The 14,397-nt window shown below is 41.2% G+C and carries 14 protein-coding genes and 1 tRNA gene; 8 read left to right on the plus strand and 7 right to left on the minus strand.

The annotated features are described in order from the left end of the window. The first annotated feature begins 30 nt into the window (after positions 1 to 30). The 3 genes from FM038_RS14390 to FM038_RS14400 all read left to right on the plus strand — a co-directional run bounded on the left by FM038_RS14390 (position 31) and on the right by FM038_RS14400 (position 2,501). The gene (locus FM038_RS14390; RefSeq protein WP_142874070.1) at positions 31 to 246 is read left to right on the plus strand and encodes a YejL family protein; all 216 of its coding nucleotides are present in this window, start codon (positions 31 to 33) and stop codon (positions 244 to 246) included. Between the two features lie 102 nt (positions 247 to 348). Further along, on the plus strand, positions 349 to 2,136 hold the full coding sequence (locus FM038_RS14395; protein WP_142874072.1) for a DUF3413 domain-containing protein: 1,788 nt from the start codon (positions 349 to 351) through the stop codon (positions 2,134 to 2,136). Between the two features lie 288 nt (positions 2,137 to 2,424). Then, positions 2,425 to 2,501: transfer RNA gene (locus FM038_RS14400), tRNA-Pro, on the plus strand. 115 nt (positions 2,502 to 2,616) lie between these two features. Here FM038_RS14400 and FM038_RS14405 read toward each other — a convergent pair. Beyond that, on the minus strand, positions 2,617 to 2,841 hold the full coding sequence (locus FM038_RS14405) for a cytochrome c3 family protein (RefSeq protein WP_142874074.1): 225 nt from the start codon (positions 2,839 to 2,841) through the stop codon (positions 2,617 to 2,619). Between the two features lie 357 nt (positions 2,842 to 3,198). Here FM038_RS14405 and efpL point away from each other — a divergent pair, with 357 nt between their 5' ends. Next, complete coding sequence (efpL, locus tag FM038_RS14410; protein ID WP_142874076.1) at positions 3,199 to 3,777, plus strand: elongation factor P-like protein EfpL; 579 nt, start codon at positions 3,199 to 3,201, stop codon at positions 3,775 to 3,777. A gap of 64 nt (positions 3,778 to 3,841) precedes the next feature. Here the strand turns inward: efpL and FM038_RS14415 are convergent, their stop codons facing one another. Continuing rightward, the gene (locus tag FM038_RS14415) at positions 3,842 to 4,090 is read right to left on the minus strand and encodes a hypothetical protein (RefSeq protein WP_142874077.1); all 249 of its coding nucleotides are present in this window, start codon (positions 4,088 to 4,090) and stop codon (positions 3,842 to 3,844) included. A 70-nt stretch (positions 4,091 to 4,160) separates the two neighbouring features. Then, positions 4,161 to 4,316, minus strand: coding sequence for a hypothetical protein (locus FM038_RS14420; RefSeq protein WP_185965839.1), 156 nt, complete (start codon positions 4,314 to 4,316; stop codon positions 4,161 to 4,163). A gap of 398 nt (positions 4,317 to 4,714) precedes the next feature. On the opposite strand from FM038_RS14420, the gene FM038_RS14425 reads away from it, so the two are divergent. Then, complete coding sequence (locus tag FM038_RS14425; protein WP_142874078.1) at positions 4,715 to 6,907, plus strand: sensor domain-containing diguanylate cyclase; 2,193 nt, start codon at positions 4,715 to 4,717, stop codon at positions 6,905 to 6,907. 22 nt (positions 6,908 to 6,929) lie between these two features. On the opposite strand, the gene FM038_RS14430 is transcribed toward FM038_RS14425, so the two are convergent. Continuing rightward, complete coding sequence (locus FM038_RS14430; RefSeq protein WP_142874079.1) at positions 6,930 to 8,393, minus strand: alpha/beta hydrolase; 1,464 nt, start codon at positions 8,391 to 8,393, stop codon at positions 6,930 to 6,932. 170 nt (positions 8,394 to 8,563) lie between these two features. Here FM038_RS14430 and FM038_RS14435 point away from each other — a divergent pair, with 170 nt between their 5' ends. Next, positions 8,564 to 9,040, plus strand: a complete 477-nt coding sequence (locus FM038_RS14435) for a DUF6942 family protein (RefSeq protein WP_142874080.1) — start codon at positions 8,564 to 8,566, stop codon at positions 9,038 to 9,040. Between the two features lies 1 nt (position 9,041). Here the strand turns inward: FM038_RS14435 and nadE are convergent, their stop codons facing one another. Beyond that, complete coding sequence (gene nadE, locus FM038_RS14440) at positions 9,042 to 9,872, minus strand: ammonia-dependent NAD(+) synthetase (protein WP_142874081.1); 831 nt, start codon at positions 9,870 to 9,872, stop codon at positions 9,042 to 9,044. A gap of 185 nt (positions 9,873 to 10,057) precedes the next feature. Between nadE and FM038_RS14445 the strand changes: the two genes are divergently transcribed. After that, positions 10,058 to 10,882 carry an AraC family transcriptional regulator gene (locus FM038_RS14445; RefSeq protein WP_142874082.1) on the plus strand — a complete coding sequence of 275 codons (825 nt, stop codon included), beginning with the start codon at positions 10,058 to 10,060 and terminating at the stop codon, positions 10,880 to 10,882. Between the two features lie 124 nt (positions 10,883 to 11,006). Beyond that, complete coding sequence (locus tag FM038_RS14450; protein ID WP_142874083.1) at positions 11,007 to 11,672, plus strand: LysE family translocator; 666 nt, start codon at positions 11,007 to 11,009, stop codon at positions 11,670 to 11,672. 70 nt (positions 11,673 to 11,742) lie between these two features. On the opposite strand, the gene FM038_RS14455 is transcribed toward FM038_RS14450, so the two are convergent. Both FM038_RS14455 and FM038_RS14460 read right to left on the minus strand, forming a co-directional pair. Next, a complete protein-coding gene (locus FM038_RS14455; protein ID WP_142874084.1) occupies positions 11,743 to 12,594 on the minus strand; it encodes a hypothetical protein in 852 nt (283 codons plus the stop codon). Between the two features lie 119 nt (positions 12,595 to 12,713). After that, positions 12,714 to 13,988 (minus strand): magnesium transporter, encoded by a 1,275-nt coding sequence (locus tag FM038_RS14460; protein ID WP_142874085.1) that lies wholly within the window; start codon positions 13,986 to 13,988, stop codon positions 12,714 to 12,716. Positions 13,989 to 14,397 lie beyond the last annotated feature (409 nt).

Raw genomic sequence — 14,397 nt, forward strand, 5'->3', positions numbered from 1 at the left:
ATATTTATGTAACAGAAAGACTTTTTCACTATGGCTATACAATCAAAATATTCAAACACGCAAGTTGAATCTATTATCGCTGAAATCAGTGCTGTTTTAGACAAGCATCAGGCGCCTACCGACTTAAGACTGATGGTGCTAGGTAACTGTGTGACAGACCTACTTACTCGTAAAGTGCCTCAAGAAGCAAGAAAGCAAGTCACTGAGCAATTTTCAAAAGCATTAGCGCAATCAGTAAAGGGCTAACAATTAGTCATTGGCTAAAAAATAGCATAAGTTAACTAAACTGAGACTTGAGTCATAGTCTTAAGCATCGATAATTAGCAATTAAACGGTAAGCGGAGCCACATGGTCGAGCGAAAAAAAGAGATGAGTCGTGATCGTGTATCACGCTTAGTAAGTTGGGGGCATTGGTTTGCCTTCTTCAACGGCTTTCTTGCCATGATCGTGGGCGTTCGTTATCTGGACACCGTCGGTTACCCTGAAACTTGGCTTGGCTGGGGATACTTAGCCATTAGTACCATAGGTCATTTCAGTTTCTTAGCCTTTATCGTTTACTTAGTGCTGATCTTTCCTGTCACCTTATTGCTGCCTTATTCCAAAATTTTACGTGGATATGCAGCGGCTGTAGCGACATTTAGCCTTTGTATCTTGCTCTATGACACCATCATTTTTGATGATTATGGGCTTCACCTCAGTCCCTTTGTGTTCGATTTAGCATGGGCAGATTTAAATGCCTTATTACGGGCTACGTCCTATATCATTACCCCATTGGGGATAATCGCCATTGAACTGATCGCGGCGAATTTTCTTTGGAAGCGAATTGAAAAAATTCACAAAGTTCACTGCGGTAATAAAGTTGTGGCCTTTGTAGGGCTATGTTTTATCAGTAGTCATATTATCCACGTGTGGGCTGATGCTGCCGATATCAAAGAGATCACTCGACTCGATGATACTTACCCACTGTCTTACCCTGCAACGGCTCGCTCTTTTATGGAAAGCCACGGTATCGATAGCTCCAAGCAGTCGAGACATTCGTCTTCACTGAGAAGCAGCTTAATATACCCTCACCGCCCATTGCAGTGCACGAATACCAATGAGACTAAACCTAATGTACTGCTGTTAACCATAGATAGCCTCAGAGCTGACATGGTAGATGACAAAACCATGCCATTCCTCAGTCAATATGGCGATAATAATCAAAAATTTAACCATCACTTGAGTGGAGGTAATCAGTTCAATAGCGGGATGTTTTCTCTATTATACGGTCTGCAAGGCAGCTATATAAATTCCAGTGGACTCTCACAAACCTCTCCAGTGATGACGCAAACCTTTAAGCAGCAGGGTTATCAGCTAGGGCTTTTTTCCGGTGAGAATATAAATAAAATGCCACAAGCCATCTTTGATGACTTTGAACAGGTTTTATCAGCCCATAATAACAGTGACGCAGCGCAAGATATTCAAAGCATCACTCAGTTCCAAGGCTGGCAATCAGAGCAGAAAGCACCATGGTTTGGCTTGATCAACCTTAAAGCTCCCGATAGCTATGATACACCGATTGGTTTTTTAGGTATTGAAACCGTTCAGTCTGAGCAGAAGTTAAAACCAGCACAACGTGTGTTATTCAATCAATACAGACAGTCTCTCAATTTCATTGACCAACAAATTGAGAAAGTGATTAGCAGTTTACCTAAAGAGACATTTGTTATCATTACGGGTGTGAGTGGAAAGCTGTTCACCAGTAACCCCAATGAAGCCCGCAGTAATATCTCTCCAGCTAACGTCCAGGTACCTTTAATCATTCACTGGCCTCAGGTTCCAGCAAAAAACATTAATTATCGCACCAGTCATTACGGCTTAGTGCCTACATTGATGACACAGCTACTTGGCTGTACCAATGCCACCACCGATTACAGTGCTGGCAGAAGTTTAATAGAGCCTGATGCTGAATCTTGGATTTACGTAGGCGATAATCGTATCTTTGGTATTTATCAAAAATCTGAAATAACCGTGATAGACAGACATGGGAAATACCGGATCTATGATGAAAACTATGAACAACGTCTACGTAAAAAAATGAGTGCACCCGAGTTAGTTGAAGTGATGCGCGAAGGCCGCAGGTTATACAACCATTAATCACTCACCTTGACATGATATTCCATGGCTCGAGCGTGCATCGAGCCATTTTGCTTTAGCTCACTAATATATCTAATACCAAGCACACTGCTAAAATCCAGCATGTAATTGCAGGTTAGCGTGTCAGAAAATGATAAAAAGTTTATAAACTAAGCATTTAAATCACTGAAGCGACTATTCTCTTGCAGAAACGCGAGTGAATTGATAAAGTTCTGCCTCACCTAAATCCCCCTTTAAAAATATTTAGGTGCGCTTAGAAAGTGAGTATGAATTTCTAAGAAACTATTTCGGGATATGGCCTAGTCCGGTAAGGCGCTTGTCTGGGGGACAAGAGATCGCAGGTTCAAATCCTGCTATCCCGACCACATTAAAAAAGCCAGACTTAGCAATAAGTCTGGCTTTTTGCTATCTATCAGATACAAATAAATAGCCAAGCTCAATAAGCTTGGCTAATCAGTAGATATACTTGCCCTTAAAGAATTACTCGTGACAATCGGCACATTCAGCAATAGTCAGATCTGGCGTATGCATGTCCATATCGAGCTCATGAGCATCGTTAAAGTCATGGCAATCATTACACGTTGCTATGGTAGCGGCTTCTTCTGTATGCATTGTTACATCAATTTTCTCGTGACAATCGGTACAATCAACAGCCATAGCTGAACCAGCAAACGCTAACGCGGCGATCATTGTTAAATATTTCATCTCTATACCTCATTACTCTGGGTTGAATTACCCGAAATCTTTTTTTACGGCTTAAATGAAGAAGTATCACTTCTCTCCCCAAGCACATTTCATCTCTGAGTGTTAGTTTTAGAGATTAGCCTTAATTAAATCTTAATAACGGCCACTATTCTGAATACTTGCTTAACGGATCCACTTTCAAGGTGCATTATTGTGACAGATGTCAGGAACCTGCTTGGAATGGTGTTCAATTATCCCCCTTATCCTTGCACCAATACACCAGCGCATCTCATCTCGTGCAATTTTATCAGTAGCTGATTGGTATCCACCTAAGCTTATGATATTTTACTCTCCAAATTACTTTTCGAGACTTTTATCATGCCCAAGGCAAGTGACATTAAAAAAAATACCGCTGTCGAACTCAACAATAATGTGTATCTCATTAGAGATATTGAGCGGTCAGTTCCTCAGGGACGCTCTGGCGGTAGTTTGTATCGTATGCGTATGTACGATGTCGCTACAGGTTCTAAACTTGACCAAACGTTTAAAGCCGATGATATGGTGAGTCTTGCCGATCTGAGCCATCACGATGTGAACTTCTCTTATATTGATGGCGATGAGTATGTCTTTATGGACACAGAAGATTACACCCCGTACCACTTCAACAAAGACACTATCGCCGAAGAGTTACTGTTTATCACCGAAGAAACACAAGGGTTACATGTTTTGACCGTTGATGGCGTTCCTGTGGCCATTGAACTGCCCTCTCACGTTGATTTAGTGATTGTAGAAACAGATCCTTCTATCAAGGGAGCTTCAGCGAGCGCACGCACTAAGCCTGCAACCCTATCTACGGGCCTAACTGTACAAGTACCTGAATATATTGCTAATGGCGAGAAAATTAAGATAAACACTGCCGAGCATAAATTCATGAGCCGCTCTGACTCTAAAAGTTAACGTTAAGCGTCCAGAGAATGAAGGTCTGCTATTACAATAGTAGACCTTTTAGTTTCCCCAGCTTCTAATCTAGCAGTAAAACCTGTTTATCACTGATATGAATGAGCATATTTTGGTAATCTTCAAACGAGCAACACTTCACTTGATCGATAGCAGCCCCTTTCACAGCCTCAAAAAGCTCGATTTGGTATTCACAATAGGCCTGGTATGCCTCATGGATATTATTCTCGAGTAAGCCTACAAACTCTCGCTCACTCACCAATCGCTCGAATGTAATTGTAGAGTTGTAATAAATTACACTGACTAACGGCATAAAATTCTCAGAAATGATAATAAAGATTAACGAGATTTAAATCTGTGTGTTTTTTGATTTAGTCTTCACATTAGTCTTCGGCATGAGTCTTTTTCTCAGACCTTCGTTGTTTTTCCAGTTGCTGTTGCAAGCGAATATCTTTGGTTATGCCGTAAACAATAAATGACAATAAGATAAAAAGGCCTATACCCACTTTAAAGATGTGTTCGGTGATTAACGTATCCATTCTCATAACCCGTTTTATTGCTAGTCCAGGTTTGGCATAGCAAAGTATTAAGAAATCACTTCGCATTGAAAGTGAGTGGATGAATATTATTAAGTGCTAAAATGAAGATAAACTGAATCATTTAGATAGAAGCGCTTAACACACATGGATAGCATCAGAGCGGCAACCATCACAGAACCAAATTCATCACAGCCATGATAAGTGATTACATTTCCGCTTTAATCGTTACAAGCGTCACACCTTGTAAGCAGCATAATCGCTAATATGGAACAAACATTGAATTCAACACTTTGTTCAATTAACAATCGAACCTGCTGTATTCGTTACATAAGTGTTGTTAAATACAGCTTATGTCGCTAGCATCAAGCTATAGCCGTCAATGAATAATAAAAGGCTTTATGATCAAAATTGATAATAAGCATCTCAAATTTTCCTTACTTCTTGGCTTATTAGGCCTACTGATAAACCTATACCCATTGCCGCTCTTTGGTAATGTGCAACTGGTTTTAGGCAATTTTGTTTTCATCATTGTCGCCATTTTACTGGGCCCTTGGTACGCGTTGATTACCGCGATAATCAGCTCTATAGGCCTATATATATCTTGGTCCAGCCCCCATGTATTTATCCTTTTCTGCCTTGAAGCTATCTGGTTAGGTTTCGCCCGTCGCAGAGACATCTACTCCTTGTACGCTGACATAGGTTATTGGCTAGCGATTGGTATGCCCTTATTCCTACTCTATATCAGCATGTTTTCCACCTTGCCGGAAAGCCATCTATCTTTTACTACGTTAAAACAAGGTATTAACGGCTTATTTTGCGCCGCAATAGGCTCACTGGCTGTGACAGTGTTTGCTGAACTTTGGTATATGAAAGGTAAAGTAAAAGACAGAAAAAGACGCAGTTTTAATTCTCAATTGACCTATAGTTTCGCATTAGTGTTAACCATCTCACTGTTGGGCTCGGCATTGATTTTTAACCACCAAGTCATCACTAAACAACAAGAGAGTCTGCAACGAAATTTACATGACTCTGTCACCCATCTAGGCCAGGCTACTGAGGTCTTTTTAGAGACACATAAGCAAGCAATTAGCAATGCTTCCCAGTGGCTCAGTTTATCGAGTCATGAAGTTTATGATTGGCAGAGCAAATTGATCAGGCTGCACAATAGCTATCCAGGTTTTAAGACTATGCTCGTCACTGATGCCGATGCAAGGATCATTGCTGCTAGCCCTCTGTCACAACTGGGGGCCGATAAAGTAGCAAATAAGCTCCTCAGTGTTAAAGACCGCCACTATTTTCAGGAAGCTTTTTTCAACCAACGGGTCTATACCTCTCCAGCATTTCTTGGGCGTGGCTTTGGCACTGATCCTATTGTTGCTATCAGTGCCCCCATCTACCAGCATAATAAACTCGAACAAGCTACAGGCATTATTGAAGGTTCGTTAGACCTATCCACTTTTGCTCAGGTCGATAACAGTAATAAAGTCTATCAAGATCAGTCTATGGTCATCGTTGATGAAACGGATAGAGTCATTTATGCATCTGCACAGCTAGGGCTGGAGCCACTGTCGCAATTCAAATGGGTCGAGAGTGGTAAAGATTATAAAACAAACTTATCGATGATTAACTTACACGACACAGAGAACCCCAATCCTGAGTTTATTTATGATCACTACCCTCTCAACAACGATTGGACTCTTTATGTCGTCAAACCATTTTCACCGTTACTCGAACTATTACAGTCACAGTACCTGACAACTTTTGCGGTACTGATCCTATCACTCATTATCACTATTGTGGTGACGCGTGTACTCAGCGTGAGATTAACTCAACCTTTAACTGTCATTGCCAATAAGTTCGCTGAAAATGGCCAAACAAAAGTGACTGACTTTCAGATAAACGAAGAATCTCCTATGGAGTTTCTGACTCTGTATCAAAGTATTAGAAAAAGTAAGCAGGAATTGATTTCTTACCAATTAGAGCTCGAAGAGAAAGTGGCTATTCGGACGTTTGAGTTAGAAAAAGCCAATAGTAAGCTGCAAACCTTAGTTGAAAAGGATGAACTGACTTCACTCTACAATCGCCGCTATGCCCAGTCAAAATTTCGCTCGACTCAAGATTTTTGCCAACGTAGTGATGAAGTATTGGCACTTGCGATTTTAGATATCGATAACTTTAAATCCATCAATGATACGTATGGTCACCAAGGTGGTGATGAATGTTTGCGGGTACTTGCTAAGGAGATGAAAAAATATTTTAAAAGAGATACTGACGTTGTTGCCCGCTATGGTGGTGAAGAGTTTCTGCTTATCTTACCCTTTTGTAACGTGCTAATGATTGAAGAGCATTTAAATGATTTTAAAAATAAAATTAAATGTTTACGCATAGATAATCCACATGATCAACGACAAATCTCTATGACTGTGAGTATTGGTGCGTTAATCAATAATGCTAACTTCAGTACACAGTTGGATGAGTGGTTTAAACAAGCGGATCTCAACCTCTATCAAGCAAAACATCAAGGTAGAAATAAAGTGGTGATCTCAATGCCTTTACCATTAAAATTAAAAGATGCTGGCCATCCTGATTAGCATATAGCAATTGGCCTCTCTTTTATTTTTGCTGTTGCTCGACAAACCTATCAAGTCTCGAAATCAAGTAAGGAAAAAATGGATTCCATTTCTGCCTTAAGATCTCATCGGCTGATACGCCCAGGACTCCTCGCTCCCCTCTAGTTGAAGCTGCACCTATCTGCATTCTTTCTATATAGTTCACACCTTCTGGACCATACAAGCTGTCTTCTATGGGAAAAGGTAGAGCAACATGAGATAAAGAAAATACGTTTATTGGCCAATTTAAGTTTAATTTTTCCCGCTCTGGCTCACTGTCTGGAAAATGCGTTATCGCTTCAACATCTCTAAGTCGATTTTCTGTCTCGAGATTATTGTGCACCAGAGTCAACGCATACTTGAGGTGTTTGGTATTAAACAGCCCAGTAAAACTCAGCATAGGATCTTCAGGGATCAGTGCCATGTTGACCTCATTGCGGTTGATATCAAAGATAACTAATTGATGAGTATTGCTTGGGAGTTTTTGAAATAGGTCCGAGACCACAGCTTGTGTCGAAACGGTATCATCCGTGAGAGATTGAAACGCTAATACTGGTGCTATTTGCATTAGGTTTTTCTGCGACATGCCATTAATAAGCATTTGATTACGTTCAGCTATCTGGTAAACCACATCCCCAGCATTAACGGCAAAAGAATTATATTTAAACGGATCATACTCAGTTTGAATGCTGTTCCAACTTAACTTTTCCAGCCCCAAAAATGCGCCCAATTTTGCTTGCCATTGTGCACCCGCTGCCACAGGCGGCAAGCCTATAGCAGGAGATAGAAAAACCATCCCTGCATAGTCTGTTGATTGGTTCGCAGCCACTCGTTCAAGTTCATGATTGAGCGCTAATGCGGCTCCCGTTGAAAATCCGATCACATACACAGGCTTTCCATTCATCGCCTGCTTTATCTCATCGGTTGCCAGCGATACTGCAGCTGCCATATCTTGCCATTGAACATCCACCAGCCCGGACGGGATAGTGCCATGGCCAGGAAGCCTTAAACCTAAAATATAAGCGGTATCTTTAAAATGCTTAGCTACATGGGATAGTGCATAGGGTGAATCAGACATTCCATGTAGCAGAAGCACCCCGAACTTAGCCTCTTGATTAGGCCATTGATAACTTCGATTCCAATCTGTTCGCCAGTTCTGAGGGTCGGCTAAACTGCCTCGAACATAGCGATTCAAGATAGAGGGATGAGGGGCTTGTGTTTGATCATAAATCTTCTTTTCGACTTCATCAAAAAGAGCTTGCTCTGTCAGCAGATAATCTGCAAATGAGTCTATACCTGACGAGTGCCTAAACTCAGACGTTAACTCTGTGGTATGCCAAATATCAAGGTCCGGCCTAGCATTTAGAAGCCACACACCAGTCACTAATAAAGCAACCAGAACGCCTAACGAAGCGTAGAACAATGCCATTATCAGATGTTTTGTAGAGCCTATAACAATGGTTTTCATTTCTGTCCGGCAGCCTCAGTAAAAGTCAAAATCGAAAGATAAATAGGCCTAGACGAATGGCAGCACAATGTGGCTTTCAAAAAACTTTTCATTTAATTACGTTAACTTACATGGTTTAACGGGGTAAGATCCAGCAATACTCATTCTATAGATACTTGCAGAGCGTTTTAATGACCAAACGAGTCCATACCGTCCTGATGGGTAATGAAAATGCTAAAACCTGCTTCTATTTACCAAACCCACCGATTTTACCTAAAGGCTGGGTGCATACTGATAAAAACGCAGTGGACGCTGTCATAACCCTTAACGGTAATCACTGGCGAAAAATTTTTACCATAATGGCAAAGCTAGTAACACTAGCTGACGATTGGAAAAGCTATCGAGATCAGCAATTACTGAAATCAGACGAACAAATATTGATAGGTTCTGAACGTCTTTCAGTCACAGCGAAACAACACATTATCGTAGGCGCTGTATCGGCATCTAAATTAAGTATATCTGTTGATGACCCTTCATTTGTCGCCCTAGAAGAGTCAGGGAAAATTTACTTAAACCACTTAGATACTTTCATTACGCCCTACTTAGACTATCGCCAATTTCCTAATGCCCTGATTGAGCATATGAAGCCTCACCTAAATAGTGACTGACTTAATCATAAATAGTCGGAATAGCTTGTCGCTTATGCTGGGTCGCTTTATAGATCCCTACAAGCCTATCATCAACGGCAGAAGCGACAGGTTTGCCCTCCAGAAAATCATCAATTTGGTCATAGGTGAGACCCAATGCGACTTCATCTTCCAATTGAGGCTTATCATCTTCCAGATCAGCGGTAGGTGCCTTATGAACCAGAATATCAGGTGCCCCCAAGAAAGCGGCTAATTGTCTAACTTGGCGCTTATTAAGTCCAAACAGCGGTGCTAAGTCGCAAGCACCATCGCCCCACTTAGTATAAAATCCTGTGATATTTTCGGCGCTGTGATCGGTACCGACAACCAAACCACCTGTTAAGCCCGCGATTTCATACTGAGCAATCATTCGCATTCTTGCTTTTACATTGCCCTTGACGAAATCAACCTTATTACTATCGTTAACCTCAATTCCAGCAGCTTCTAGGCCTGATAGTGTATTGGCATGCACGCCTGCCACCCCTTCATGAATATTAACAGTGACCTGTTTAGACGGTGAGATAAACTGGCAAGCTAGTTGAGCTTCATCTTCATCTTTTTGGATATTATACGGCAGGCGAACGGCAATAAATTGGTAATCGTTCTGAGTAGTATCTAGATTTAGTTCATCAACGGCTAACTGACATAAACGGCCGGCAAGTGATGAGTCGACGCCACCACTGATCCCTAAAATGATGCTCTTGCTGTGTGACTCCTTGAGTTTAAGTTTGATAAAAGCTACACGTCGTTGCACTTCATACTCTGGCTCAATAGCCCCTTGAACCTTCATTTCACGTAGTATCTGTCCTTTCACAAGCTGAGCTCCAATCAAATTACGATATTTAGCAAATGAGCTTGATATTATGGGCCAAAATGCTGATTAATACAGTGTTATCTTGCAACATATTTTATTGCTGCAATTTTTTACTAGCCTAAATAATTAACTAACCGTTAAAATGAAAATCACTCACAAAATCACGCTTCGAATGGTACTGATTAATGATCGAAGAGAAAATTGAATATTGGCACAACCCAATAGTCCCTGACATTGAACTCAGTAAAGCCAGCTTCCAACATTTTGAGTTCGATCAACATATTCACCTCGACTATCATATCGGCGTCGTGACTCAGGGCGGTCAAAAATACCAGCACAAGGGCGAAAGTTACCACCTAGGTAAGGGATGCATCTCGACCTTAAACCCTGATGAGGCTCATAATGGCCAAAGCGTTGAAGATGAGGGTTACCAAGCCAATGTCATGTCCATTCCCATATCTTATGTCAATCAGATCACCTCTGAACTTAATATCAAGGAGCAGTATTTTTCATCCCCTCTATCATGGGCTCCAGACCTTCATCAGGCATTTTTACATCTGCATAGAAACCTAATCAGCCCGTATGCCAAGCAAGAGCAATTACAGATTGAAACGAGCTTGATGGCTTTCACCACGGAACTGTTCGAACGCTATGGCTCAGTAAAAACATTGAATCATCAACAGCATGCACTCTCATATCAGCAGGTTGTCGACATCAAATCTCAATTTCATGATGAGATGCATAATGTATTTCAACTCGATGATTTAGCCGCAGCCACAGGCTTAAGTAAGTTTCAGTTCTTACGTCAATTTAAAGCAGCAACAGGCATGACTCCACACGCCTATTTAAAAAGAATACGACTGGAATATGCCAAAAAAGCGTTAATCAAAGGAGAGCCTATTATAGACATTGCACAACAAGTCGGCTTTTTCGATCAAAGCCATCTGAATAAAGCTTTTAAGAAGGCTTTTCTTATCACGCCATCACACTTTCAAAAGCGAGTGCTTTAATATCATTAGCAACGACATAGGGATTTATTTTAAAATCGATTATTCGTCAAACCTGCAATAATTTACAATACCTAACGCTAACTATCAGCCATGATAGACGCAACTCTAGCATTCGGACCCTTTTATGGAACTGCAATTACTGCTCTCTTTAGCCATCATTCATTCAGTCGCATTGGCAAGCCCTGGCCCCGACTTTGCGTTAGTCATAAAACTAGCAAGCCAAGAAAGCCGCTCTACAGCCATCGCGGCTGCAGTAGGAATTTCGGTGGCTATCTTATTACATAGTTTGCTCAGCCTCACCGGTGTCAGCTTAGTCATCAAGAGTTCACAATGGCTATTTATTGCAGTGCAGTTAATCGGCGCATCCTACTTAGGCTGGATGGGTATTGGTGCTGTTCGCAGCGCTGTGACGCACTTTAAAACCAAGTTGGCCAAAACAGATAGTTTGCAGCAGGATGCCATAATTGTGACCAATACCATTCATAGCGGGCTTTCCATCAAGCAAGGCTTTTTACAGGGCTTGTACACCAACTTACTCAACCCAAAGGCGATGGTGTTTTTTATCACCCTGTTTTCCGCCATGATCACCCCTGATATCAACTTTATCACTAAGGTAAGCGCCGTATTTATCATGCTTATCTTATCGTTAGTCTGGTTTGTATTTATCGCCTTAGTTTTATCGAAACCTCTTATTCAGCTTAAAGTAAAGAAAGCCAGTCCAGTGATTAACTTAGTGACGGGCCTGCTGTTTATCTCAGTCGCGATTGTCATCGTATCTGGGGTATTTTAATCACAATATATCTCTACCAATCAATCTATGTTTGGTAGAGATAACTCACTAATAGGAACTTAGGTTGGTATTAGAAAGACCAGTTAAAATAAAGGCCTGCAAAGAATTGCCTTTCGGTCACATCATTCACCCCCCTATTTAGCTCCCTTAACTCCCTGACATTTATTTTACGGCGAGCTTGAATATCAGCCTCACGCTTTATCCCTGCTTGAGGCGTTATATGACTCAAGTGACCAAAAAGATGCAAGCGTGGACTAATAGGAAATACTGCCTCTAGCCCTAATTGAAAATGGTTGGGTCCATTATACTCATCAAGCGCAAACTCAAAATCAAATGCTTGGGTTAGATATGGGGTTAAGGTTCCACCATAAACAATATCTAAGCTCATGCCATGCAAACTCACCTCGACAAAATGCCCGTCAGCTTCCAGTGAATATGTATGCTCGACTGAGGGCGTAAACCAGTCAAATCCTGAATAGGCCAGCAGAGCAATAATCTCAAGATCACTTTCTCGCTCACTAGCAAAGATTTCAATTAACTGAAAGCCAAAAGATAGCTCAAACTCTGCAATGTCCGACTCTAGATACTGCATACCAATAGTCAATTCAGTGTAGTCTTGATGAGTGGCCCTTCCGGCAGTCGAGTACAGATTGATATAGCCTAATCCATGAGAGACATGTCCCCATACCATCCCCCCGTCGTCAAGCTGATTGCGGCCTTGGGCCATATAGAGTGAATCGATACCCACTTCAAAGTGAAACTCATTGTCAGGTTCTAAAAATGTATTATGCGCCACCAAGCTATCTGTGCCTCCCATCGCTGTTTTCATTGCGAGTAACACGAGTGCTAATATCTGAATAGCAAAAATAATAAAACGATGAAACTGACGGATGGACAGAGTATTGACGTGTTGATAGGACATAGGAAGTCCTCCTATCTAGTTAAGATTTAATTTAAAAAGGGAAATTGGGGATCTTGTCATCCCCAATAAGATGACTGACTCTAGGATTTTCGAAACCATAAAGTCAGTGAAAAAGTAGATTAGCTAAGTAAAATCAGTGAGGTAATGTAGAAATAGATCAACAGGCCTGTGACATCCACTATGGTTGTGATAGTGGGGCTCGCAACCACCGCTGGGTCCTGCCTACATAGCGTTGCGACTAATGGCAACGCAGCACCGATCACCGTAGCTGTTATGACCTGAAAGAAGAGGGCTAACGCAATTGCGCAACCAAGCAGTGTTACAGTGATATGACCTGGCAATGAGGCCCCTTGTGAGAGAAAAAACACTTTGGCAAAAGAGACAAGTGCCAAGCCTAAACCGATAAAAAGTGAAATACGTAGCTCCTTCCACAAGACGTCGCACCAATGCTTTAGTTTGAGTTCACCCAGTGCCATAGAGCGGACGATCACCGTTGACGCTTGGCTTCCTGCGTTTCCCCCCGTATCGGCGACCATCGGCATGTATAGCGCCAAAATTGTCAATGCCATAATGGCATCATCATAACTTTGGATAACCATGCCAGATAAAATTCCAACAGCAGCTAAACCTACAATCCAGAAAATGCGCTTATGAACATGTTCCAGAACCGTCGTCTGCATATAGGGAGTATTATCGTGTGCGCCTTGAATACCCATCAACATTTCAACATCTTGCGTCTGCTCTTGTTGTAGTACAGACATTGCTTCTTTGGCTCGTAACAAGCCTGCAGGCTTGCCCCAAAAGTCGACTAAGGGTAAATAATCATCCTCACTGTGCTGCAACTGTGCAACCGCTTCCTCTCGATCAGTACTGACATGACATGGCGCCACCCAATGAGCAATATCGGCTAATTGTGCTGACAGCTTATGTTTCACTAACTGGTTTAACTCTAAGGTAAATCGATAACAACCTTGCTCATCTACGACAAAGAGCACTTGTTCGTCGAAGTTTTCTGAGGCTTGTTGGATAGCATCAATCGCTTCGCTAACTTGAATATCACCACTAAAACAAAGGTGCGGCCGAGTCGAAGCCACGGCAATGACCGGATGACCTTGTGATTTTATTTTTTCCATATCACTAATAAGCTCTGCCGGCATAAGGCGAAAAATGGTCTCTTTTTCAGCGACTGGCAATTGATCATAAATATGAAAACATTGTAATAAAGACAGGATTTCAAGCCAACGTTGGATGACGGCACTACTTTGTTCTTGAATGAAGTCGATCAACTGATTTTTGTTATCTTCATTATCAAGTTGGAATATGTACTGCTTAAACAAGTTGAACATTGAACTTTCATGAAGGCTATTTGATATATTTGCTGTGTTTATGGACATAAGTAGTCCTCCCAATAAAATAGGATTTTTAAATGGCAATGAATTTTAAATTACATACGAGATAACTTTTAAATAAATTAAAATTAATTGAAAAACAATAAAATATAAACAGCGAGGTGGGAGTTATGAGGCAGCAGGATAAATATTATAAATGAAACATTACCATACTTGTCCACCATCACTGTTTTCTCTACTCGGAGGGATTTCACTTTCCATTGAATGTTCCTAGATAATAAATATAAAATTTAATGAATGCACCATTCACAGATATAAAGTTGTAACGTGTCTAACCCATACTTAAATGCAATGTTAAAGTCTAATGCCAGAGCCGCTATCATGTCTTTACAGACTGTTTATATTGAGGTAGTACAACATTTGTTGAGAAAATGTGGGGAGGTGCAGGTATGAA

It is taken from the genome of Shewanella eurypsychrophilus (genome assembly GCF_007004545.3).
Taxonomy (GTDB): domain Bacteria; phylum Pseudomonadota; class Gammaproteobacteria; order Enterobacterales; family Shewanellaceae; genus Shewanella; species Shewanella eurypsychrophilus.

Excerpts from the sequence above, each read along its gene's own strand:
- efpL (WP_142874076.1), top strand. The coding sequence starts at position 3,199 with ATGCCCAAGGCAAGTGACATTAAAAAAAATACCGCTGTCGAACTCAAC.
- FM038_RS14390 (WP_142874070.1), top strand. The coding sequence starts at position 31 with ATGGCTATACAATCAAAATATTCAAACACGCAAGTTGAATCTATTATC.
- FM038_RS14435 (WP_142874080.1), top strand. The coding sequence starts at position 8,564 with ATGACCAAACGAGTCCATACCGTCCTGATGGGTAATGAAAATGCTAAA.
- FM038_RS14445 (WP_142874082.1), top strand. The coding sequence starts at position 10,058 with ATGATCGAAGAGAAAATTGAATATTGGCACAACCCAATAGTCCCTGAC.
- FM038_RS14420 (WP_185965839.1), bottom strand. The coding sequence starts at position 4,316 with ATGGATACGTTAATCACCGAACACATCTTTAAAGTGGGTATAGGCCTT.
- FM038_RS14455 (WP_142874084.1), bottom strand. The coding sequence starts at position 12,594 with ATGTCCTATCAACACGTCAATACTCTGTCCATCCGTCAGTTTCATCGT.
- FM038_RS14430 (WP_142874079.1), bottom strand. The coding sequence starts at position 8,393 with ATGAAAACCATTGTTATAGGCTCTACAAAACATCTGATAATGGCATTG.
- FM038_RS14415 (WP_142874077.1), bottom strand. The coding sequence starts at position 4,090 with ATGCCGTTAGTCAGTGTAATTTATTACAACTCTACAATTACATTCGAG.
- FM038_RS14460 (WP_142874085.1), bottom strand. The coding sequence starts at position 13,988 with ATGTCCATAAACACAGCAAATATATCAAATAGCCTTCATGAAAGTTCA.
- FM038_RS14425 (WP_142874078.1), top strand. The coding sequence starts at position 4,715 with ATGATCAAAATTGATAATAAGCATCTCAAATTTTCCTTACTTCTTGGC.
- FM038_RS14450 (WP_142874083.1), top strand. The coding sequence starts at position 11,007 with ATGGAACTGCAATTACTGCTCTCTTTAGCCATCATTCATTCAGTCGCA.
- FM038_RS14395 (WP_142874072.1), top strand. The coding sequence starts at position 349 with ATGGTCGAGCGAAAAAAAGAGATGAGTCGTGATCGTGTATCACGCTTA.
- FM038_RS14405 (WP_142874074.1), bottom strand. The coding sequence starts at position 2,841 with ATGAAATATTTAACAATGATCGCCGCGTTAGCGTTTGCTGGTTCAGCT.